General features: G+C 32.3%; 24 protein-coding genes. 13 read left to right on the top strand and 11 right to left on the bottom strand.

What is annotated here, in order from left to right:
* The first annotated feature begins 377 nt into the window (after positions 1-377).
* The 12 genes from thrS (at position 378) to EV145_RS22140 (ending at position 11,264) form a co-directional block, all read left to right on the top strand.
* Positions 378-2,324, top strand: a complete 1,947-nt coding sequence (thrS, locus tag EV145_RS22195) for a threonine--tRNA ligase (RefSeq protein WP_133527357.1) — start codon at positions 378-380, stop codon at positions 2,322-2,324.
* Positions 2,325-2,346: 22 nt separating this feature from the next.
* Entirely contained in the window at positions 2,347-2,898 is a 552-nt protein-coding gene (infC, locus tag EV145_RS22190; RefSeq protein ID WP_133527356.1) for a translation initiation factor IF-3, read from the top strand.
* 115 nt (positions 2,899-3,013) lie between these two features.
* Positions 3,014-3,211, top strand: coding sequence for a 50S ribosomal protein L35 (gene rpmI, locus EV145_RS22185; protein WP_007810722.1), 198 nt, complete (start codon positions 3,014-3,016; stop codon positions 3,209-3,211).
* Positions 3,212-3,312: 101 nt separating this feature from the next.
* Positions 3,313-3,657, top strand: coding sequence for a 50S ribosomal protein L20 (gene rplT / locus EV145_RS22180; protein WP_007810721.1), 345 nt, complete (start codon positions 3,313-3,315; stop codon positions 3,655-3,657).
* Between the two features lie 101 nt (positions 3,658-3,758).
* A complete protein-coding gene (locus EV145_RS22175; protein ID WP_133527355.1) occupies positions 3,759-4,574 on the top strand; it encodes a hypothetical protein in 816 nt (271 codons plus the stop codon).
* 75 nt (positions 4,575-4,649) lie between these two features.
* Complete coding sequence (locus EV145_RS22170) at positions 4,650-5,222, top strand: Crp/Fnr family transcriptional regulator (RefSeq protein ID WP_133527354.1); 573 nt, start codon at positions 4,650-4,652, stop codon at positions 5,220-5,222.
* 78 nt (positions 5,223-5,300) lie between these two features.
* Positions 5,301-5,735, top strand: a complete 435-nt coding sequence (locus tag EV145_RS22165) for a carboxymuconolactone decarboxylase family protein (RefSeq protein WP_133527353.1) — start codon at positions 5,301-5,303, stop codon at positions 5,733-5,735.
* A 168-nt stretch (positions 5,736-5,903) separates the two neighbouring features.
* Positions 5,904-7,628 carry a tetratricopeptide repeat-containing sensor histidine kinase gene (locus EV145_RS22160; RefSeq protein ID WP_133527352.1) on the top strand — a complete coding sequence of 575 codons (1,725 nt, stop codon included), beginning with the start codon at positions 5,904-5,906 and terminating at the stop codon, positions 7,626-7,628.
* A gap of 158 nt (positions 7,629-7,786) precedes the next feature.
* The gene (locus tag EV145_RS22155; RefSeq protein ID WP_133527351.1) at positions 7,787-9,412 is read left to right on the top strand and encodes a tetratricopeptide repeat-containing sensor histidine kinase; all 1,626 of its coding nucleotides are present in this window, start codon (positions 7,787-7,789) and stop codon (positions 9,410-9,412) included.
* An 11-nt stretch (positions 9,413-9,423) separates the two neighbouring features.
* Positions 9,424-10,092 carry a response regulator transcription factor gene (locus tag EV145_RS22150; RefSeq protein WP_133527350.1) on the top strand — a complete coding sequence of 223 codons (669 nt, stop codon included), beginning with the start codon at positions 9,424-9,426 and terminating at the stop codon, positions 10,090-10,092.
* An 82-nt stretch (positions 10,093-10,174) separates the two neighbouring features.
* Complete coding sequence (locus tag EV145_RS22145; protein ID WP_133527349.1) at positions 10,175-10,405, top strand: hypothetical protein; 231 nt, start codon at positions 10,175-10,177, stop codon at positions 10,403-10,405.
* 55 nt (positions 10,406-10,460) lie between these two features.
* Positions 10,461-11,264, top strand: coding sequence for an endonuclease/exonuclease/phosphatase family protein (locus tag EV145_RS22140; protein WP_133527348.1), 804 nt, complete (start codon positions 10,461-10,463; stop codon positions 11,262-11,264).
* Between the two features lies 1 nt (position 11,265).
* Here the strand turns inward: EV145_RS22140 and EV145_RS22135 are convergent, their stop codons facing one another.
* The 11 genes from EV145_RS22135 to tgt form a co-directional block, all read right to left on the bottom strand.
* The gene (locus EV145_RS22135; RefSeq protein ID WP_133527347.1) at positions 11,266-12,525 is read right to left on the bottom strand and encodes an asparagine synthetase B; all 1,260 of its coding nucleotides are present in this window, start codon (positions 12,523-12,525) and stop codon (positions 11,266-11,268) included.
* 342 nt (positions 12,526-12,867) lie between these two features.
* Positions 12,868-13,533 (bottom strand): response regulator transcription factor, encoded by a 666-nt coding sequence (locus tag EV145_RS22130; protein ID WP_133527346.1) that lies wholly within the window; start codon positions 13,531-13,533, stop codon positions 12,868-12,870.
* Positions 13,534-13,647: 114 nt separating this feature from the next.
* Complete coding sequence (locus EV145_RS22125; RefSeq protein ID WP_133527345.1) at positions 13,648-14,439, bottom strand: sensor histidine kinase; 792 nt, start codon at positions 14,437-14,439, stop codon at positions 13,648-13,650.
* Positions 14,440-14,554: 115 nt separating this feature from the next.
* Positions 14,555-15,307 carry a hypothetical protein gene (locus EV145_RS22120; protein WP_133527344.1) on the bottom strand — a complete coding sequence of 251 codons (753 nt, stop codon included), beginning with the start codon at positions 15,305-15,307 and terminating at the stop codon, positions 14,555-14,557.
* A gap of 13 nt (positions 15,308-15,320) precedes the next feature.
* Positions 15,321-15,800, bottom strand: coding sequence for a hypothetical protein (locus EV145_RS22115; protein WP_243739304.1), 480 nt, complete (start codon positions 15,798-15,800; stop codon positions 15,321-15,323).
* 160 nt (positions 15,801-15,960) lie between these two features.
* Positions 15,961-16,344 (bottom strand): hypothetical protein, encoded by a 384-nt coding sequence (locus tag EV145_RS22110; RefSeq protein WP_133527342.1) that lies wholly within the window; start codon positions 16,342-16,344, stop codon positions 15,961-15,963.
* A gap of 135 nt (positions 16,345-16,479) precedes the next feature.
* Positions 16,480-18,024 (bottom strand): replicative DNA helicase, encoded by a 1,545-nt coding sequence (gene dnaB, locus EV145_RS22105; protein ID WP_133527341.1) that lies wholly within the window; start codon positions 18,022-18,024, stop codon positions 16,480-16,482.
* A 140-nt stretch (positions 18,025-18,164) separates the two neighbouring features.
* Complete coding sequence (locus tag EV145_RS22100) at positions 18,165-19,118, bottom strand: acetyl-CoA carboxylase carboxyltransferase subunit alpha (RefSeq protein WP_133527340.1); 954 nt, start codon at positions 19,116-19,118, stop codon at positions 18,165-18,167.
* Positions 19,119-19,230: 112 nt separating this feature from the next.
* Positions 19,231-20,118 (bottom strand): DMT family transporter, encoded by an 888-nt coding sequence (locus tag EV145_RS22095; RefSeq protein ID WP_133527339.1) that lies wholly within the window; start codon positions 20,116-20,118, stop codon positions 19,231-19,233.
* Complete coding sequence (locus EV145_RS22090) at positions 20,105-21,193, bottom strand: LptF/LptG family permease (RefSeq protein WP_133527338.1); 1,089 nt, start codon at positions 21,191-21,193, stop codon at positions 20,105-20,107. Before EV145_RS22090 ends, EV145_RS22095 begins: the two co-directional genes overlap by 14 nt.
* A 67-nt stretch (positions 21,194-21,260) precedes the next feature.
* Positions 21,261-22,391 (bottom strand): tRNA guanosine(34) transglycosylase Tgt, encoded by a 1,131-nt coding sequence (gene tgt / locus EV145_RS22085; RefSeq protein WP_133527337.1) that lies wholly within the window; start codon positions 22,389-22,391, stop codon positions 21,261-21,263.
* Positions 22,392-22,822: 431 nt separating this feature from the next.
* On the opposite strand from tgt, the gene EV145_RS22080 reads away from it, so the two are divergent.
* Entirely contained in the window at positions 22,823-23,122 is a 300-nt protein-coding gene (locus EV145_RS22080) for a hypothetical protein (protein WP_133527336.1), read from the top strand.
* Positions 23,123-23,341: the final 219 nt, after the last annotated feature.

Here is a 23,341-nt window from a genome sequence, read left to right as displayed (position 1 = left end):
CAAAGTCTCTTTTCACTGCTTTTCCGACACGTATCTTTCTATACTTATATATAAGGCCTCTCTCGAAAACAACTTCCCTAGCCCCGATAGTAGTGGAAATCCTTTTGTGGCGGGGTTCACCACAAAAGATTACTTCGTCAGTTCGCTATCACTCGTGTGTAGCGGATAGCGGGAAATAACTCCTTATTAAAATACTAATTCTTCTCTAAAGAATCCTTCCTATACAATATAGTAGAAATTCCACCTTTATATATGTAGAAAAAAGCATTAGACTACGGATGATATTCATTCCTAAAACATATATAATATAAACATGCATATATATATTGTATGTATTTTAGTAATGCGCTATATTTGCATTCACAAAATTATAAACAATGATCAAGATTACTTTACCCGATGGGTCAATTAGAGAGTTCGCTCAAGGCGTAACTCCAATGGAGGTCGCTAAAAACATTAGCGAAGGTTTTGCAAGAAATGTTATTTCTGCATCTTTTAATGGTACAACTATTGAAACCGAAACTCCATTAACGACCGACGGTAATCTTATTTTATATACTTGGAATGATGCTGAAGGCAAAAAAGCTTTCTGGCATTCAACTTCGCACGTAATGGCGCAAGCGCTTGAGGAATTGTACCCAGGAATTAAATTAACTCTTGGACCTGCAATTGCTAATGGGTTTTATTATGACGTGGATTTTGGTGATCAGAAAATTTCTGAAGCTGATTTTAAAAAGATTGAAGATCGTGTTCTTGAGATTTCACGAGGAAAACACGAATTTAAAATGCGTCCGGTTAGCAAAGCAGATGCATTAGAAATGTACAAAGACAACGTTTACAAGACTGAATTGATTTCGAATCTTGAAGACGGAACTATTACTTTTTGTGACCACTCTACTTTTACTGACTTATGCCGTGGAGGCCATATTCCAAATACAGGAATTATCAAAGCCATGAAAGTAATGAGTGTAGCTGGTGCTTATTGGAGAGGTGACGAAAAAAACAAACAGCTAACTCGTGTTTACGGAACTTCTTTCCCTAAACAAAAAGATCTGACTGAATACTTAGAACTTCTTGAAGAAGCAAAACGTCGTGATCACCGTAAATTAGGAAAAGAACTTGAATTGTTCGCTTTCTCTCAGAAAGTGGGACAAGGTTTACCTTTATGGCTACCTAAAGGTGCTGCACTTAGAGATCGTTTAGAGCAATTTTTAAAGAAAGCTCAGAAGAAAGCGGGTTACGAGCAAGTAGTTACTCCACATATTGGCCAAAAAGAACTTTATGTAACTTCTGGTCACTATGCAAAATATGGAGCTGATAGTTTTCAGCCAATCAATACTCCGGCTGAAGGTGAAGAGTTTTTATTGAAGCCAATGAACTGCCCTCACCACTGTGAGATCTATAACGTAAGACCTTGGTCTTACAAAGATTTACCAAAACGTTATGCTGAATTTGGGACTGTATATAGATATGAGCAATCTGGAGAATTGCACGGTTTGACTCGTGTAAGAGGATTTACTCAGGATGATGCGCATATTTTCTGTACTCCAGAGCAATTAGATGAAGAGTTCAAAAAAGTGATTGATCTTGTACTTTATGTATTCGGTTCGTTAGGTTTTGAAAACTTTACTGCTCAAATTTCGCTAAGAGATCAGGAAAATAGAGAGAAATACATTGGTTCTGATGAAAATTGGGAGAAAGCTGAAAACGCTATTATCAACGCTGCTGCCGACAAAGGCCTTAATACCGTTGTAGAATACGGAGAAGCTGCTTTTTATGGACCAAAGCTTGACTTTATGGTTAAAGATGCCTTAGGAAGACAATGGCAGTTAGGAACCATTCAAGTAGATTACAATCTACCTGAGCGTTTTGAATTAACATACAAAGGTGCTGATAATGAATTACATCGACCAGTTATGATTCATAGAGCTCCTTTTGGATCGATGGAACGTTTTATAGCAATTTTATTAGAACATACAGCAGGAAATTTCCCACTTTGGCTAATGCCTGAACAGGCTATAATCTTGTCTTTGAGCGAGAAATACGAAAATTATGCTAAAAAAGTTTTAGATTTGCTAGAAAATCACGAAATTCGCGCCCTAATTGACAACCGAAACGAAACAATTGGCAAGAAAATTAGAGATGCTGAAATGCAAAAAATCCCATTTATGCTGATTGTGGGCGAAGAGGAAGAGAAAAATGGCACAATTTCTATTCGTCGCCACGGCCAAGAAGGAAAAGGCAATATTACAGTTTCTATTGAAGAATTTGCTTCGATTGTAAACGAAGAAATAAAAAAGACATTAAAAGTTTTTACAGTTTAACTTAAATTATAAAGTCATAGCAATAAGAAGCAACAGAGGTTTTCAACCTCGCGTAGAAAAAAAAGATGCACACAGAATAAACAACAATATTCGTGGTGTACAAGAAGTAAGACTAGTAGGCGAAAACATCGAACCAGGTGTATTTAAGCTTGCAGAAGCTTTACGCTTAGCAGATCAGTTCGAATTGGATTTGGTTGAAATTTCACCAAATGCTGAACCGCCGGTTTGCAAAATCATGGACTACAAGAAATTTGTTTACGAACAAAAGAAACGTGACAAAGCTTTAAAAGCTAAATCAACGCAAGTTGTAGTAAAAGAAATTCGTTTTGGTCCTCAGACAGATGAGCATGATTATGAATTTAAAAGAAAGAACGCTGAAAAATTCCTTAAAGAAGGAGCTAAATTAAAAGCTTTCGTATTCTTTAAAGGACGTTCAATCATTTATAAAGATCAAGGACAGATTTTATTACTACGTTTGGCTACAGATTTAGAAGAACATGGTAAAGTTGAAGCGATGCCAGTTTTGGAAGGAAAGAGAATGATTATGTTCATTGCTCCGAAGAAAAAGAAATAAGTCGTAAAGCCGAAAGTCATAAAGTCAAAAGTCAAAGCAGACTTTCAAACTTTATACTTTTAAACTTTCAGACTAAGATATAAGTAAGTAAGAATAAATTAAAACACTAGGAAAAATGCCTAAAATGAAAACAAAATCTAGCGCTAAGAAACGTTTTAAAGTTACTGGCTCTGGAAAGATTAAAAGAAAGCATGCTTTTAAAAGTCACATCTTGACTAAAAAATCTAAAAAACGTAAATTAGCTTTGACACACTCAGCGCTAGTTCACTCAACAGATATGAAAAGCATCAAACAACAATTAAGAATTATCTAATAATTCTTTAGGTTAAAAAATCATTTATATAACCTTGGAGTATGGCTTTCAAGTTCCTTTGATTCAATTCAGGGCGCCTGCTACAAAAACACATTAAAATTATGCCAAGATCGGTAAATTCAGTTGCTAAAAGAGCAAGAAGAAAAAAAATAATGAAGCAAGCCAAAGGTTTCTTTGGTAGACGTAAAAACGTTTGGACAGTTGCTAAGAATGCAGTAGAGAAAGCAATGTGCTACGCTTACCGCGATAGAAAACAAAACAAAAGAAATTTCCGTGCTTTATGGATTCAACGTATCAACGCTGGAGCTAGATTGGAAGGAATGTCTTATTCTCAATTCATGGGGAAAGTAAAAGCTAATGGAATCGAATTGAACCGTAAAGTTCTTGCAGATTTAGCTATGAACCACCCTGAAGCTTTCAAAGCAATACTTAATAAAGTAAAATAAACGTTTTATAAACTCAATTTAGATTACTTACTTATCATAGAAAAACCATTCGTTAACGAATGGTTTTTTGTTTTTTGCATTTTCACTAAACCTGATTTTTAATGAAAAGACTATTTTTGACTTTATTCATAATGCAAATCCTAGTAGCCAGATCACAGGAGAAAAATTTGGACAGGAATTCCATTAGCACAATAATTGGTGTAATTGACAAACGAGATTCTAACTGTCTTTCTGAAATTGAAAGAGCAAAAATGGATTTCAAATTTGAAGAAATTTTTTATTATATCGAACCTGAAGGATATCTTGACAGTGATTATAAAAGACATCATCCCTATTTAAAAAAATTGCTCAAAGAAAAGCAAATTGAATTTTGTTATTCTCCTGAGGTCGAATTTTCATTATACCGAATTGGCAATAAAGTAGAAAGTTACCCAGCAGTAACAAATTGCTATTACAAAGCCTCAAACGAGTTATTAAATCTAAAATATGGACATAACTTTACAAAACAAATTGAAAGGACCGCTGATAGTTTATATGTAATAAGCAGAATAGAAACACCTTTTGAATATCCGAATGGGGTAGATAATTATTGCATGATATATCCAAATGCAACAGAGTTCTTAGATCAAAAAAAGCAAATCCTAAAAGATTTCTTTACAGTTTTTAGGTTCCCAAGTGGATTTATCAAAAGTATAAATCAAAGAGATTTTTTTGCTAAGACAAACTTCATTATTAAAAGAGATTCAAAAATCTCAGATATCAATATCGAAATTAACTTCACAAATCCTGAGAATACAAAATTCAGCGATTCAATTGTTAGTCAGCTTAGGGCGTTTATTGAAAACGCCAACTGGAAAGCCGCTGTTTCTAGCGGTGTAATAGTTAATAGTAAATTTCAAATAAATTTCTATAATTAAATTATTTTGTCCTCTGTAATTTTATATCGGAAACAAAATTTTAAAAGTAACTTTGTACAAAACCAGACCAGTCTTATGTACCAACAGCTTTTTGATCATATTGCAAAATTTATCAATCTCGAACCTTCAGATATTGACAAATTAGAATCATGCCTGGAGCTTTCAAAAATAAAAAAGAAAGAACATGTATTGAAAGAAGGTCAAATCTGCAATACTATTTACTTTGTAGTTAAAGGCTGTATGAGACAATACATCATCAATTCTAAAGGAGCAGAACAGACTTTGCAATTTGGTATTGAAAATTGGTGGATTACGGATTATTTGAGCTATCATAATCATGTTCCGTCCAGTTTTTATTTACAAGCAGTAGAAAGCACAGATGTTATCGCAATTGACAAAACTGTATTGGAAGCACTTTTAATTGAAATTCCGAGTCTGGAACGATACTTTAGAATTGTTTCGCAAAAGTCGTTTGGCGCCATGCAAATGAGGATTAAATTCTTATTTACAATGTCAGCCGAAGAAAGATATCATCATTTTAACGATCATTTTCCAGAATTTGTACAGCGTGTTCCACAATATATGATTGCTTCTTACTTAGATTTTTCAGCTGAATTCATGAGTAAAATCAGAGCTGGAAAAATCTAAACGAATTTCTTGAAGTAGTTCAAGTTTTTTAATGCCGATATAAATGAACTTTGTATCAAACTTTTAAAACATATAGAAATGAAACCAAGAATTGTTATCCCAACTGTTGCCCCAGAAGCTTATCAAGCCATGTTAGGTTTAGAAAAATACATGGCTACAACTTCATTAACTCCCGTACATAAAGAACTAATTAAAATTCGTGCTTCACAAATAAACGGCTGTGCCTATTGTATTAACATGCATACAGCAGATGCAAGAAAACATGGCGTATCTGAGCAGCGAATATATCTATTAAGTGCGTGGAGAGAAGCCGACTTTTATTCTGAAGAAGAAAAAGCAATCTTAGCTTTGACTGAAGAAATTACATTAATAAGCAATCATGTATCTGAAGAAGTATATCAAAACGCTGCCCGAATATTTGATGAAAAATATTTAGCTGAAATCATTTTAGCTATTATCACGATTAATGCGTGGAACAGAATAGGAATTGCAACAGGATTAAGAGCTCAATAATTTTATAAAGATAAATTTTACAACAAATTCACAGCTACAAACCCTCCTATGCGAGGGTTTGCTTGTATATGCTTGTAAATGAGATTTCGCAATTTATTTTTTTACGTTAAAAACAAAATACCGTATTTATACGTGGTTGTAAGAAATATAATTTTCTATTTTTGGCGCATGGTTTCAAAAAGAATACAATTTTCGTTGCCTATTTTATTAATTCTGCTTTCACTATTTGGCTGTCAGAAGAAAAAAAATAGTCCAGAGAAGATTACAAATAACAAAGACAAAATAGAAAAGATAATAAATGCTGCTGATTTATTTTACAAGAATAAACAGCCAGATAGTGCATTTTATCTTTACAACGAAGCGAGGGCAAACTGCAACCCAAATGAGGATCCTAAAAATTATGTTTACTGCATGTATTACATGGCCGAAATTCAACAAGACCATGAAGATTTTATTGGAAGCACTTTAACTGCAACTGAAACATTTCCTTTTTTAAATAAAATTAAGGGTTCAGAATACGTATGGAATATCTATAGCGTTCTAGGCAGAAATTATTATTATACTTATGACTACCCAAATGCTATTTACTATTATTCAAAAGCATTTACTTTAAAAAATGACCGAATTAATATACTTGAGGCAAAAAACAATAATGCTGTTATTCATATAAAACAGCAAAAATTCAACAAGGCGCTGCCGATTTTTCTTTCAATAGCTAAAGAGAAAATCATACAGCAAAAACCAACATATTATTCAAAAATACTCGATTATATAGGGTATTGCTATTACAAACTTAAAGACCCAAGAGCGCTGTCTTATTTTCAAAAGAGTATTGAAATAAAGGCCAAAGTAAAAGATCACGATGGTCTGGGGCGAACTTATTATAATCTTGCTAACTATTATGAAAAGGATAATGCTGTTCTCTCAATGAAGTATGCAAAATTAAGTTACGAAAATCATACTTCAGCTGGCAATATTGATGATTGTTTACTGGCTCTGAAATTCATTATTAAAAATAGTTCAGATACAGAAGCAAAAAAAAACTCGCTTATTTATATAAAATTAGGAGACAGTATTTATGAAGTCAGACAAAGAGCAAAAAACAACTTTGCAAAAATCAAGTATGATACAAAAAAAGAAAAAAATGAGAACTTAAAACTAAAGGCTCAAAAAATTAAAAATGATCTTCAAATAGAAAAACAAGAAAGAAGAAACATTATTTCATATGCCATAATCATCATAGCATTGTGCCTGATTATCTTTCTTTATTTTTATTTGACAGCAAAAGCGCATCGTCAAAAAATTGAAGCAACTTATCAAAGTGAAACTCGAATTTCAAAAAAATTACATGACGAATTAGCTAATGATATTTATCACGCCCTGGCATTTGTTGAAAATAGAAATCTTTCTATTGAAGAAAATAATGATCACTTATTAAAGAAACTAGATAATATTTATTCCCGAACAAGGAATATTTCCAGAGAAAACAATCCATTTTTAAGTAATCAAGATTATGCTGTCCAACTTAAAGAGATGATATCCAGATTTAATACTTCTAATGTAAATCTGTTATTAAATGGTTTGGACACAATTTCATGGAATAAAGTTGATAAAATTAAAAAAATATCGGTTTTCAGAGCCATTCAGGAATTACTTGTAAATATGAAAAAACATAGTGATGCCAGTTTAGTTGCAATAACTTTTAAAGAAAAAGACAATACCATTTTAATCAATTATTCGGATAACGGAAAAGGAATCGATGCCACTAAAATGGTATTAAAAAATGGTCTGCATAATATGGAGAATCGAATTCACAATATTAAAGGTGAAATTGACATCTATTCAGAATTAGGAAAAGGTTTTAAGGTTTTAATTAAATTTCCAATATTATGATTAAGAACCTAATTCGCTTTTTCCGAAATAACTACATCGCTTTTTGCTTGCTAATCTTTTGTATTATTTTGGCAATAGTTTTTTCAATACAGTTTTGTGCATCAAAAAATCTGCAAATAAAATATATCCTAAAAGATCGTTCAGCCGAAATAAAACAAATGCAGCAAAAAGCAAATGCTTTTTGGGATTCTGGAAAAAATGACAGCGCGCTTTTTTATTTTAATAAAACACAATTATTATGTGATCCAAAAGAAGATTATGCAGATGATTATGTTGGTACATTAAGCAATATGGTAGAAATCCTGCAACAAAATGGCGATTATTATGAAGCAGAAACTACACTTATAAAAGCATTCCCCTACTTAGATAAAACAACCAATACAAAGTATCCTGTGAACGTTTATACATTCATGGCTTATAACTATTTGTACACGTATGATTACGAAAAGGCACTATACTATCATAAAAAAGCACTAAAAAAAGCAGTCTCTACCTTTAGAAAATCACGAATATTATCTGAAATTGCATTTGTCTATATGCATCAAAAAAAATATCAAGAGGCGATAAATTTACTAGAACCAATAGCTCGGTATAAAATTGCAGATAAAATAACCCCGTCAAATACAGATGTTCAGCGCGCTGCCATATTATATAATTTAGGTCTTTCTTACTTACGTCTTGGAAATCATAAAGAATTAGCATTCAAGTGCTTCGACGAAAGTTTAAAATTAACTCTCACATTAAAAGATGATTATGAACTAATTGGCAACTATTATGCTTTTTATTTATATTATTCAAAATACAACAATCCAGAACTAAAAAAGCTTAATGCAGAGAAAGCTTATAATTGTGCTAAAAGAGCAAAATCGGTAACAAATGAAATCAACATGTTAGCTAATCTAATCGAAGCTGATAATGCCAAAAATTCAAAAAAATACTGGAAGATTTATATTAGAAAAGTCGATAGTCTAATTGTAAGCAGAAAAAAAGCAAAAAATCAATTTGCTGATGCTATATATAATTCAAAGAAAAACAAAGAAGAAAATTTAGAACTAAAAACTCAAAAAGCAGAAAAAGAACTGCAATTAGAAAGACAGAAAAACCGAAATATTGTTTTGTACATTTCCATAGTGTTTGTACTTTCAGCACTCTTATTCCTATTTTTCCGTCTTTCTAGAAAAAGCAAAAAAGAAAAAAATGAAGCAATTTATAAAAGTGAAGCAAGAATTTCAAAAAAACTAGATGCCGAACTTGCCAACGATTTGTATCAAACCTTAACGCTGATCAGAAAAGGAAATCTGGAACAAAATGAAAATAAAGAGCAACTTTTAAATAATCTGGAAAACATATATTCAAAGACCAGAAATATTTCAAAAGAAAACAGTTTTATTCTTACTGACGAAAATTACATTTCTGAATTAAAAGAAATGATTTCAGGATACAAAACAGATAAAGTAAATATTATAATGCAAGGTTTTGATGCTGTGCGCTGGAATGAAATTGATAAAAACAAAAAAATTATACTTTACAGAGTGCTTCAGGAACTATTCTTAAACATGAAAAAACATAGTCAGGCAACTTTGGTAAGTACAACTTTCAAAATAAATAAAAAAAATATTATCGTAACATATGCGGATAATGGCATTGGAGCAAAGAATAATGACTTTATTTTAAAAAATGGACTCCAAAATGTGGAAAGCCGTATAAAAACTATAAATGGAACTATTACTTTTGATAAAAATTCTGACAATGGGTTTAAATTAAGTTTCACCTTTCCTATTTAAAAATAAATTATATGTTCAAAAAAGTTTTAGTTGCCGAAGATCTAGATAGTATAAGCATTGCTGTAATACAAATACTTGAAGACCTAAAAGTAAGTTCAATAGATCATGTAAAATATTGTGATGACGGTTTATTAAAAATCAAAAAAGGACTTGCAGAAAATGATCCTTATGATTTGCTTATAAGCGATTTATCATTTAAATCTGATCATCGAAAAAATCAGCTTGAAAGTGGCGAAGATCTTATCGAGGCGATAAATAAAGTACAGCCAAACTTGAAAAAAATAGTCTTTTCGATAGAAGACAAATCATACCGAATCAAATCTCTTTTTTACGATTTAGGCATAAATGCTTATGTTTCTAAAGGCAGAAACAGTATGGAAGAATTAAGAAAAGCTATTGAAGGCGCTTATAGAAACGAGGAAAGAATATTATCCTCTGATTTATCATTTAGTTTTAACGACAAATCTTTAATTGAAATTGAGTCTTATGATATTTCTATTTTATCACTTTTAGCAAAAGGCTATATTTTAGAACATATTTCAAACGAATTTAAAGCGTTGTCAATAACTCCAAACGGAACCAGCAGTATTGAAAAACGAATCAATAAGTTAAAAATATATTTTAAAGCCAATAACAATGTTCATTTAATTGCCATTGCAAAAGATTTTGGTCTCGTATAAATTTAACACTTTGATTACGGTTTACCGTAAGGAAATGCTTTTTTATACTTCTAAATTTGTATTAAATCCTATTAACAAACCAATGAAACCTAAAATACGCATTAATTTTATTGACAAAATTAATACAACTAAAAACAGAATTATTATGAAGACTATGATCCTTTGCATTTTCTTATCAATAAGCTTTGCTTTTGTTTCTGCAAAAACAGGAGGTTCTGAAATTGAATGGAAAATGGTTTTTATTCCAGCACTTCTAGTTTTGCAAATTATCATAATTTCAACAGCATTGAAAAATAGATATAAAAAAAATTAAGACTAAGAATGATCAAATTTACAATGCTTCTTATATTTGAGGTTTTAAATACCTAATGAAAAATATTTTAAGCCTTGCTCTTTCTTTTTTTACATTTCTTTCTTTTTCGCAAACAAAAATTCTATCTTGGAATTTAGAGAATTACGGAAAATCAAAATCTGAAACCGAAATAAACTTTATAGCTTCAATAGTTCTTGACTATGATATTATTGCTATTCAAGAAGTTGTCGCAGGATATGGCGGCGCGCAGGCAATTGCAAAACTTACTGATATCCTAAATCAAAAAGGTTCAAAGTGGAATTATGCTGTAAGCGACCCAACCAGCAGCAGCAGTTACAAAGCAGAGCGTTATGCCTTTATTTGGAAAACAAGTAAAGTTAAACTGAAAGGCAAACCTTGGCTTGAAAAAAAATATAGTTTAGAAATAGATCGAGAGCCGTATTTTGCCACATTTGAAATTGGCAAAAAAAATATCACCTTAAGCAATTTTCACGCGATTACAAAAAATAGAAATCCCGAAACTGAAATTAAATATTTCAAATTTTTACCTGCTGAATATCCTGACTTGAACTTGATTTTTGCTGGAGATTTTAATTGTCCACAATCCCACACGGTATTTTTTCCTTTAAAGAAAATGGGCTACACTCCCATTTTGCAGAACCAAAAGACAACTTTAAAACAAAAATGTAAAAACGCTGTTTGTCTTGCATCTGAATTTGATAATATTTTTTTTAAGACAACTGGAATTAATCACATAAATTCAGGAATAATTCTATTTTATCAAAACTTCAACTCACTTTCTGAAGCTCGAAAAATATCTGATCACCTCCCTGTTTGGATAGAATTTTCCTTAAACTAATTTATGTTTTAAGTTTTTTCTTTTTAGCCGCAGGAAACAAAACATTGTTTAAAATTAATCGATATCCAGGAGAATTTGGATGTAAATCTAAAACTGTAGGCGGGTCGCCAACCTGGTGCTGAAAATCTTCTGGATCATGGCCTCCAAAAAAAGTAAACATTCCTTTTCCTTTTTCGCCATGAATATATCTTGATTCGCCATTTAGCTCACAAGTTCCCATTATCAAAACATTTGATTTTATTAATGAGGAATCAAAAGAAGTTGTCTGTCCCATAAAACCTTTAACAAGCTGTGTATGATTTTGACAAAGCATACTAGGAATTGGATCCCATTTCGCAGAAAATTCCATTAAAGTAAAATAATCCTTTTCCATAGGAATTTTACGTTTTGATGTCATATCGATGTCTGAAAACTCATAAACTTCTGGTCTTCTTTCTAAAGTAAAATTTTTAAACGCAAAAGAATTTCCGTACTCCAATTTCGCTTGATAATTAGAATCACTTGCATCACCGTCAAACATAGCTTCGCAAATATCAACACCATCAGCTGCCAACGCAATATCAAAACTATCTGTGGCAGAACACATAGCAAACATAAAACCACCTCCAATAACAAAATCTCTAATTTTTTTTGCAACGGCTCCTTTTTCTTGAGAAACTTTTGCATAGCCTAATTTGACAGCCAAAGCCTCGGCATCTTTTTTCTGTTCAATATACCAAGGAGTATTTTTATATGCTGCATAAAATTTACCATATTGACCGGTAAAATCCTCATGATGCAAATGAAGCCAATCGTACAATAATAGCTGATCGCTTAAGACTTCTTCATCATATATTGGAGTAAAAGGAATTTCGGCATAAGTTAAAACCAAAGTTACCGCATCATCCCAAGGTTGTTTTCCTTTTGGAGTGTAAACGGCAATTTTCGGCGCTTTTTCTAAAATAACCGATTCCATATTTTGCGACGGACTTGAGATTTCATTTAAAATCGAAGCTTCTTCACTATCAGACAAAATTTCAAAACTTACGCCACGGATTTTACATTCTTTTCTAATTTCCTCAGCATCTGGCAATAAAAACGAACCACCTCTGTAATTAAGAAGCCAGCTTGCCTTATAATCTCTGCTCAGGCACCAATAAGTAATTCCGTACGCTTTAAGATGATTTTGCTGCGTTGTCTCATCCATCGGAAGCAATATAAAGGAAGCTTTAGCCGAAAACGAAAGCATTACTATAAAGATGTAAATTAAACTCTTCTTCATCAAAAATTATTTTAGTAAAGATATAAAGGAAGCTTTTAAAAATACCATAGTTGCCTTTGTTTTATAACCGAAAGAAAAGTTAAAATAAAGTTTTTTCGTTTTTTATATTCTTACCTATAAAATCAGGTAAAAACACCTATTTCACAAAGGTAAATTCTAACTACATTTGGTAACCCAAATCATTGAGTTCTAAATCAATGAAAACCAAAATTATGAAATTTAACGAAAGTAATAACCAGCCAAAGGGATTAAATGTACTTCAAAAAATAGGGATTTGCGTACTTGTTCTTACAATTATTTTATATTATGTTCTATCAATACAATTTTTAACTGCCTGAAAAATTACAACGTCAAAACCGCAATTTCATTTTGAATCGCGTACACCACTAATCCAGCAATATTTCTTGATTCAGTTTTAAGAAGCAAATTATTGCGATGCCCCTCAACGGTTCTCGGACTTAAAAAAAGATGTTCAGCAATTTCAGTAGTTGTTTTCTGCTGACAGATTAGCTGCAATATTTCGATTTCACGAGGAGAAAGAAAACTTGTTTCTAAATTCACTTTTGAATTTTTTGAAGAAACAATTGTTTCCTGAATCGTTTTTAACACATTTTCACTGTAATAAAATCCTTTTTTTGCAACTTCATTAATAGTAAGGATCAAATCTTTTGGAGTAGTATTTTTTAGAAGATAAGCCACCGCACCTATTTGAATCATATTTGCGATAAATGATTTCGAATCGTAGCTGGTAAGGGCAATTATTTTAATATCTGGATTAGACTTACGAATAATTTTTGTTGCCTCAACACCGTTCAATAATGGCATTTTCAAATCCATTATAATAATATCAGGTTTGATTTCGCATTTTTCTAAACTATCAAGAAGTTCCTCGCCATTTGATGCTTCAAAAATAATTTCAATATTATCTTCTCTCTGCAATAAAAAGGCAATTCCTTTTCGAAATAAAACTTCGTCATCAACTAAAGCAATTTTAATAGCAGCATTCATTTTTTATTCTGTTTTTGGTCGTTTGGTTTGCCGAATTTACAAAATATGTCCCAAACAATAATCGAAGAAATCCACAATGTCGATTTAATTCTACAAAAAACACAACATTTTAACTTAAAATGTAAAATTTGCGGCGAAACCTTTATTGACTTCTGAAGAAATTTGAATGGTTCCGTTCAGAAAAGAAATACGGCTGTCAATATTTTTCATTCCGAGCCCTTTTTGATTTTCAGCGTTTTTACTGTCAAAACCAATTCCGTTGTCTTCATAATTACAAGTTGCAATTCCATTTTCTTCAGAAAAAGAAATCTTGATTTCACTTGCTTTTCCATGTCGGATTGAATTATTCATAAATTCTTGAAGAATCCTGAAAACATGCAAATGGCGATCAATGTCGTTTTCATCAAAATAGGCTGTATTGTTATAATAAACTTTAACCAATTTGCTGGTTTCAAATTCCGCACATAATTCTTCTACACCAGCACTGAGTCCAAATTTTTCAAAAACAGGCGGTAATAAATTATGCGCTATTTTTCTAGAATTATCTAAAGCTTTAGTTGTAAGACTTATAATATTTCCTGTAATTTCTTTTGTTTCAGCTTCAGTTAAATTTGAAGCTGATAATAAATGCGTATTCAAAGAAACAATGTTCAGTTTCGAACTAATATCGTCATGAAGATCCTGTGCAATTCGTTTTCGTTCTTCTTCCTGAGTTACAATAATGGCGTGCAGTTGTTCCTTTTGATACTGAATTTCTAAATCTCTTTTTTCTAATTCTTTCTGAGTTATTTTTTTTCGCGAAAAATAAAAAAACAAGATCAAAACAAGACCCATCAATAAAAAAGAAACACAGCTAAATATTGCGGTTGCAATAATTTCAGATTCTGAGATTGCTTTTTCTGTCATATGCTTAAGATATTTTCTTCTTTGTGTTTCAAAAGATTGAACTAATGTTGAAAAAATCAAAAAAACCTCCTCAAAAAATTTCGAGAGAGGTTTCTTTATTGTTTAATAATTAATTTTACAATGGAGGTGAAGGACGAGCGCCATCATAAACATCCTCAGGATTATCCATAGTTTTCCCTGTTAAAGATGATTTCGATTTAATAGCATTGTTTTTATCCAACTCTACCAAGATTGTAGTTACTTTTCCAATTCCGTTAAGTCCTAGAAACAAACCAATGTTTGGTGTATCCTTGCCTTTTAGCATTTCAGCTACAACAGCAGCTTCTAAACTGTAATGCTGAAAACGCGCTCCTTCATAAGAAAGCACTTCGTTTAAATCACTTCCAGTTTTTAGTTTTTCCTGCCACGCTACAATACCGTCAAAAGCTTCTTCTGACAACATTAAATGTTCATTTAAAAGAGCAGATCCTTTATCTGTTTTACTTGTCAAGCCATGTTCAAGCTTTGCCAATTTAGCATCATAAGAGGGATCTTTTAATATTTTAGAATCAACACTTGCAAGTTCTTTACCTGATTTGTCAACTCCAATAACTTTAATTTGTACTGTATTGTCACTGTAGCCTAATACAAACTGTACATTTTCGACATTTGGAGTTTCTACCAGTTTAGAAAGTTCATCTGTTGAAAATAAATAAGCGGTAACTTGTTTTTGAGAATTTGCAAAATTGTTATCTAAACTAGCTGTAAGCCAATTCTCTTGTTCTGTTGCCGAAACTGCAGAACCATTATCTTGTGAATTATCTTTTTGACAGGAAAACATTATAATTGCGGCTCCTGCAAGCCCAAATAAAGTTGTTTTTTTTACCATTGTATTAAAATAATCAGTTAGAATTAATTGTCTTCGTTCTAAAATAACTTACTTTCCATTCGTACAAGAAAAACAAATGATACACTATTATCAAAATTGCATTTATCATCCAAGTTATCAAACTAACATCTTTGCTGAATTTTGCAGTAAGATTCCCTATCAGAAATAAAATTGTACTTGCAAAAAGATACAATAAAAGTCCCATATTGATAAAGTAAAATTCTTTCTTCTCATCCAGCATATTGTAAAAATGAAATACTGCGTAAATAATCAACAAGAACGAAGTAATAAAAATTTCATATAAATTGAATTTAAAAAACATCTCTGGTTTTAAACTGTATTGAATGACCAAGGTCGACAAAACCAATACAAAACCAATCTTAATTGCTTTTTGCTGGAAAGGGTCTTTTACCAGTTGTAGATAAAAAAAACTTAAAGCTATAAACTGTCCTATGAAATAAATGTGTGATAAATAAAGATTATTACCTCCCATTTGTTTTATAATGTAAGAACTTAACTGTACACCTGATAATATAAACAAATAGACAGTAAAAAATTTATAAGCCAAATTATTCTTAAAGAAGCCTAATCCATATAAAATGAAGTTTAGCAATAAAAGTATATACCCCGCTTTTATAAGATAAAAATGCATATTATTCGTTCAATGGGCTATTTGGATCCGGTGGAGTTGGTGGGCTTGGTTCTGAGAAATCATAAATCCCAGCTCCGTCACCATAAGATTTGGCAGCAACTTTATTACCTGGAATTTGATCTTCATAAATTCCTGTTTCTTCATTATAAGTTGTACCAACGATCATTAAAGTTTGCAAGCCTTTATCGTTAATTCCAATATAAGCTCTAGCTGCATCAATTCCTTGTGCTAAAACTTTTTCTAAATTAACCTTCGGGATTAAAAACGAATTAACACGTTTCTTTGCTGTTTCTTCGTCTGTCTGTTTTTTCCATTTTGCAACCCAATCTTGAGCTACTTCTAAGCTAATGTCAGTGTCTCTTTCGGGTAATTTTTGATTTGTCATAATATATAATTTGTTTATTGGTTACAGTTAATTATGCAATTGTTTAGCAATCGATTGGCTAATCTACTGAATTTTATTAATAAATTTAACATTAAGACATAAAAAAAACCTTATAAAAAGGTTTTTAAATTGTATTTAGAATGGCACATCACTGTCGTCATCGTCGTCATTGAGATTGCTTCCAAAAGCTTCATTGGCAGAAGGAAGATTTTTAGTGATGAACGGATTGTCGTCATGATTCATTTTTGAAGGCAAATCGTCAAATCCGCCGGTAAAATCTTCAAGATTATCGAACTTACCTAAATGCCCTAAGAATTTCAAACGAATATTTTCAAGTCCACCGTTACGGTGTTTGGCTATAATAAATTCAGCCTGCCCTGCTGTTGGTGATGCCTCATCATCATCCCATTCTTCAATTTTATAATATTCAGGACGATAAATAAACGATACAATATCAGCATCCTGCTCAATCGCTCCAGATTCACGAAGATCCGAAAGCAACGGGCGTTTACTCGATCCACGGGTTTCAACGGCACGCGATAACTGAGAAAGTGCAATAACAGGAACATTTAGCTCTTTTGCCAATGCTTTTAAGTTTCGGGAAATTGTCGAGATCTCCTGCTCACGGTTTCCTCCTCCTTTTCCGTTTCCTCCAGCAGTCATTAACTGCAAGTAGTCAATAATAATCAATTTAATTCCGTGTTGCGAAGCTAAACGACGACATTTTGCACGTAAATCGAATATCGAAAGCGAAGGTGTATCATCAATAAATAATGGTGCTTTTTCTAAGTTTTTAACTTTAGTACTTAATTGCTCCCATTCGTGTTTCTCTAATTTTCCTGTTCTTAATTTTTCTGAAGACAATCCTGTTTCCGAAGAAATAAGCCTTGTAATCAGCTGAACCGATGCCATCTCCAGAGAGAAAACTGCCACCGCATGACCAAACTGAATTGCAACATTTCGCGCCATCGAAAGTACGAAAGCCGTTTTACCCATACCTGGACGAGCAGCAATAATAATTAAATCCGAAGGTTGCCATCCAGAAGTTACCTCATCTAATTTTTCAAAACCAGTTGCAATACCGCTCAAACCTTCTTTACCAGCAATTTCTTCAATACGCTTTTTTGCCTGAAGAACCAAACTCTGCGCAGTTTCAGAACTACGCTTGATATTTCCCTGAGTTACTTCGTATAATTTAGATTCGGCTTTATCTAATAAATCAAAAACATCTGTAGTTTCATCATACGATTCTTCGATAATTTCAGAAGAGATTCTGATCAAACTTCTTTGAATGAATTTCTGCAGAATAATACGCGAGTGAAATTCGATATGCGCAGACGAAGCAATTTTCTGCGTAAGCTGAATCAAATAAAAATCGCCTCCCGCTACATCTAACTTTCCGTTTTTCTTCAACTGTGTCGAAACGGTCAATAAATCGATTGGCTGTGTTTCAGTAAAAAGCTGTAAAATCGCCTCAAAAATATGTTTGTGCGCGTCTTTGTAAAAAGCATCAGGCTGCAAAATATCAATTACATCATCTACCCCTTTTTTATCAATCATCATCGCTCCAAGAACAGCTTCTTCAAGATCAATAACTTGCGGAGGAAGCTTTCCTTTTTCGAGATTAATAATAGTGGTTTTATCTACCTTTACAGGATTTACATTCTTGAAATTTTCCATATAGCGAAAGTAACAAAATTTAAAAAAAAATTGCTATCGAGTTATAACTATTAAATGTTTATAAATATTTTTCTTTTGTTGATAACCAAAAAAAAATCCGAAACCGCAGGGCTTCGGATTTTTAATCATATTATATGAATTTACTCTTTAAACTCCCCCATATTACTGTATTTGTCCATTCTCTGGGCAATTAAGTCGGCTGTTGATAAGTCTTTCAATTCGTTATATCCTTTAGTAATATATTCCGCCACTGTTTTAAAAGTAGTTTCGCGGTCATAGTGTGCTCCGCCAAGTGGTTCTGGAATAACATCATCAACTAATTTTTGTTTTTTCATGTCAGATGAAGTCAATTTCAAAGCATCTGCAGCACGTTCTTTGTACTCCCAGCTTTTCCATAAAATTGAAGAACAAGATTCTGGAGAAATTACAGAATACCAAGTATTTTCCAACATGTAAACTTTATCTCCAACACCAATTCCTAAAGCTCCTCCCGAAGCACCTTCACCTACAATAATGGTGATAATTGGCACTTGTAAACGAACCATTTCAAAAATATTTCTTGCAATTGCTTCCCCTTGCCCTCTTTCTTCAGCTTCAAGTCCTGGATATGCACCTGGAGTATCAACTAAAGTAAGCACTGGAATTCCGAATTTCTCTGCCATTTTCATTAAACGCAAAGCTTTACGGTATCCTTCTGGGTTTGCCATACCAAAATTACGGTACTGACGTGTTTTTGTATTAAAACCTTTTTGCTGTCCAATAATCATAAACGACTGACCGTTTATTTTTCCTAGACCGCCAACCATTGCTTTATCATCTTTAAAACTTCTGTCTCCATGAAGTTCTAAAAAAGTATCACCGCAAATTGCTCTGATATAATCTAAAGTATAAGGTCTGTTTGGGTGCCTTGACAATTGTACACGCTGCCAAGCCGTAAGGTTTTTATATATTTCTTTCTTAGTTTCTACTAATTTTTTGTTGATTTCCTTGCAAGTTGCTGTTACATCAACCTCAGATTCTTTTCCAATTATTACACACTTTTGTAACTGGTCTTCAAGTTCTTTGATTGGAAGCTCAAAATCTAAATATTCCATGGATTTTTGAATTTTGTTTTTAAATCGAACCGCAAATATAAAAATATTATATCATTGGCATAGTTAATTGTTAGTAAAGTATCAAATTGTGATTTAAAAGATACGTAAATTATTACACTTCTTTCTTGTTTTTATAATGTTTAAAAACACCATTTAAAATAACTGTAATGATAATTATGACCGCACCAATATAAAATTCAGTACTCATTTTTTCTTTTCCGCCCAAAATAAAATAAGCCAGCATAATTCCGTAAACAGGCTCTAAATTAGTCGTTAACATTACTGTATAAGGCGTTAATCGCTGCATTACTTTTACCGATGCAGTAAAAGCATATGCTGTACAAATTGATGCCAAAATAAGCAGCAGAATCCAATTGTTTAATGACAGCGTAAAGAAATCGGCAGTGAATTTACCTTGAAATAAAAAATAAATAGTGATGAAAAAAACTCCGGCGCCAAATTCATAAAATGTAATAACCGAAGGTTCGTGATCTGCGATTAATTTTCCGTTCAGCAAAGTAAACACAACACCCAGAATTATCGCTGCTAATGCATAATAAACACCTGTTAGATATTTAATCTCGACCTGCAATATCAAAGCAAGTCCGGCAATAATTACCAATCCGAAGAAAACCTCGTAAAACAATATTTTTCTTCCATAAAAAAGGGGCTCTAACAAAGAAGCAAAGAATGCACCAAGAGAAAATATTGAAAGCGTAATTGAAACATTGGAAACATGAATTGCTTTAAAAAAGAAAATCCAATGCAGAGCAATCAACAAACCAACAAAAATAAGCTTGAAAAGCTCTTTTATTGGAACCTGAAAAGACTGTTTTTTATAAATTATAAATGCTCCTAAAAAAAACATTGCAATAAGCATTCTGAACCAAACTAAATTATCAGCATCAATGGTGATAAGAGCGCCCAAAATGGCTGTAAAACCCCAGATAAAAACAATTAAATGAAGATTTAAATAACTTTTTAAATTATCGTTTCGCATTACGTAATAGGTAAACCGCTAGAATTCCGAAGACAATATTCGGGAACCAAACAGCTAATAAAGGTGAGAATGTAGATTTTTCGGCAAGGGTTCCAAATATTTTATCAAAGAACACAAATGAGAAAGCAATTGCAATTCCGATCGCTAAATTGGTTCCCATTCCGCCACGACGCTTCATTGACGAAACCGCAACGGCAATAATAGTTAAAATAAAGGCAGAAACCGGTACACTATATTTTTTATAAAGTACGACCAGATAAGTATTGATATTTCCTGAACCTCTTTTTCGCTCTTTTTCAATAAAATCAATCAATTTCCCTAACGAAAGCGTCTCAGCAATATAAACAACTGGCGTTAAATCGGCCAATTCAAACTTAAACTTTACTTCTTTTTCAGGAACCTTTTCGATTATGTCATTCAATTCGCCAACAGTTCTTTTAGTATAATCGTACAAAACATAGGTTCTTTTTTTAGGATCCCATTTAATTCGGCTTGCTGAAATTTTATACGTCATTTTTTCCTTTTCAAAATGTTCCAAGGTAAAATTAAACGCCGTTTTAGATTCTTCGTTAAAACTGTTTACAAAAATAAAATCGTGATCGTTAATTTGGCGATAAACATTTGTGTTTTCGCCACGCATCAACTCTTTTCCGTTTCCTTTTAAATAAGTATATCTAAAATTATTAAAACCTTCACTTGCCGCAGGAACAATAAAAAATCCCATCAAAAGCACAAAAACCGAAACGATCGAAGCGCCAATAATATAAGGTCTTAAAAAACGGGTAAATGAAATTCCCGAACTTAAAATTGCAATAATCTCTGTATTATTTGCCAATTTTGAAGTAAACCAGATTACCGATAAAAACAAAAATATCGGAAAAAGAGAATTTGCAAAATAAATAGTAAAGTTGTAGTAATAGAACGCAATATCCATAAACGGAATTTTGTTCTCCAGCATTTTATTCACTTTTTCAGAAACGTCAATTACAATCCCAATCGGAATAAATAATAAGATCATCACCGAAAAAGTGGCTAAATATCTTTTTAAAATATACTTATCTATTATCGTTAACATAGTAAAGTTTAATCGATTATTTGTTTAATCGTTTAACCGAATAAACGATTAAACAAATCAACATATTTTAAAGTCTTTGACTCATATTTTTAACCATCATTTCTTTCCATGGTCTAAAATCTCCAGCTAAGATATGTTTTCTCGCTTCACGAACCAACCACATATAAAAACCAAGATTATGAATCGTCGCGATTTGTTTTCCTAAATATTCGTTAGCAGCAAATAAGTGACGTAAATATGCTTTTGTATATTCAGTATCCACAAAAGTGTGCCCCATTTCATCAATTGGAGAAAAATCAGCTTCCCACTTTTTATTCTTGATATTAATTGTTCCGTTTGCCGTAAACAACATTCCGTTTCTCGCATTACGCGTTGGCATAACACAGTCAAACATATCAATTCCTAACGCAATATTTTCAAGAATATTTATAGGAGTTCCAACACCCATTAAATAACGAGGTTTATCTTCTGGCAAAATTTCGCAAACAACCTCAGTCATCGCGTACATTTCTTCAGCAGGCTCACCAACAGAAAGTCCACCAATTGCATTTCCTTGCTGTCCAGAATTAGCAATATATTCAGCCGACTGACGGCGTAAATCTTTATACGTACTTCCCTGAACAATCGGGAAAAATGTTTGTTCGTAACCGTATTTATAAGGAACTTTTTCCAAATGATTAATACATCTGTCTAACCAGCGGTGTGTCATATGCATTGATCTTTGCGCATATCTGTAATCACAAGGATATGGAGTACACTCATCAAAAGCCATAATAATATCAGCACCAATGGTACGCTGAATTTCCATTACATTTTCTGGTGTAAAAAAGTGGTAAGAACCATCAATATGCGATTTGAACTTCACTCCTTCTTCCTTAATTTTTCGATTTGAAGAAAGAGAATACACCTGATATCCTCCAGAATCAGTCAAAATATTACGATCCCAATTCATGAATTTATGCAATCCCCCAGCTTTTTCAAGAATTTCTGTCTGCGGACGCAAATATAAATGATACGTATTTCCAAGGATAATATCTGGATTAATATCGTTTTTCAATTCACGCTGATGTACCCCTTTTACCGAAGCAACTGTACCAACAGGCATAAAAATAGGCGTTTCAATTACGCCGTGATCTGTAGTAATACTTCCCGCTCTCGCTTTAGATTGCGGATCTTTTTGTAATAAATCAAACTTCATCTGTTTCTTTTTTCAGTCGGCAAAGATACGCTAATTTCAGAGATTTTTAATTAGATAATTTGGCAATTAGAAAATTAGATAATGATCAACTTGAAACTTTAAACAAAGAAAACCTGAAACTTTTAATTCATTTGGACGTTCCCTCCGGTCGGGCTATCCACTATATCTTTTGTTCCAGGAAAATTCATTGTTAATTGAGTCCTGACATTTGTCACAAAAGGATGCCGTTTCAAACGAAGTACACTGAACTCTAATAAAAATAAAAACATTAGTGAAGTAATCCCTAACGCAAAGAGATGATCGTTTTTCAAGAAACAATTCAAATGTAAAAATTACAACAACCAACTCACTAAAGTATAACACAACAAGAGTATTGATTTCTTAATTTTAATGAATTACAAAACATTATAAATCAATTAAATATAGAAATCATGATAACCTCAGAAGAAAACAATCCAATAAAAGAAGATCAAATCGAAAGAAATCTGGAGAATTTAGACTATCCGGCAAGCGAAGACATTTACAATCAAGAAGACAAACTTGAAGATGTTGACCCAGAAGACATTTCTGGAGAAAGAATTGTCAATCAGGACAATCACGAATGGAAACAAAACAGTGATAAACTCGGAGATAATCTTGATGTTCCGGGCGCCGAACTAGATGATGATCAGGAAGAAATTGGATCAGAAGACGAAGAAAATAATTTTTACAGCGAAAGCGACACTAATTAATCATACTATCAAATTTCTACAACTATTTTTTTTGCCACAGGTTAAATGGATTAATACGATTTCAAAAATCACTATAATCCATTTAATCTGTGGCAAAACTTTTTCGGCAATTATCGATATCTCGATTTTTCCTCAAATCTGATAAAAAAAAGGCAAAAAAATTTAACAATTGCAGTAAACTAAAGCAGAAAATCATTTGTCTCCCCGCAAAATAACAAT

This window comes from Flavobacterium sp. 245 (genome assembly GCF_004362055.1).
GTDB lineage: Bacteria > Bacteroidota > Bacteroidia > Flavobacteriales > Flavobacteriaceae > Flavobacterium.
The sequence above is the reverse complement of the archived record's forward strand: the minus strand, read 5'-3'. Positions and strand labels throughout refer to the sequence as shown.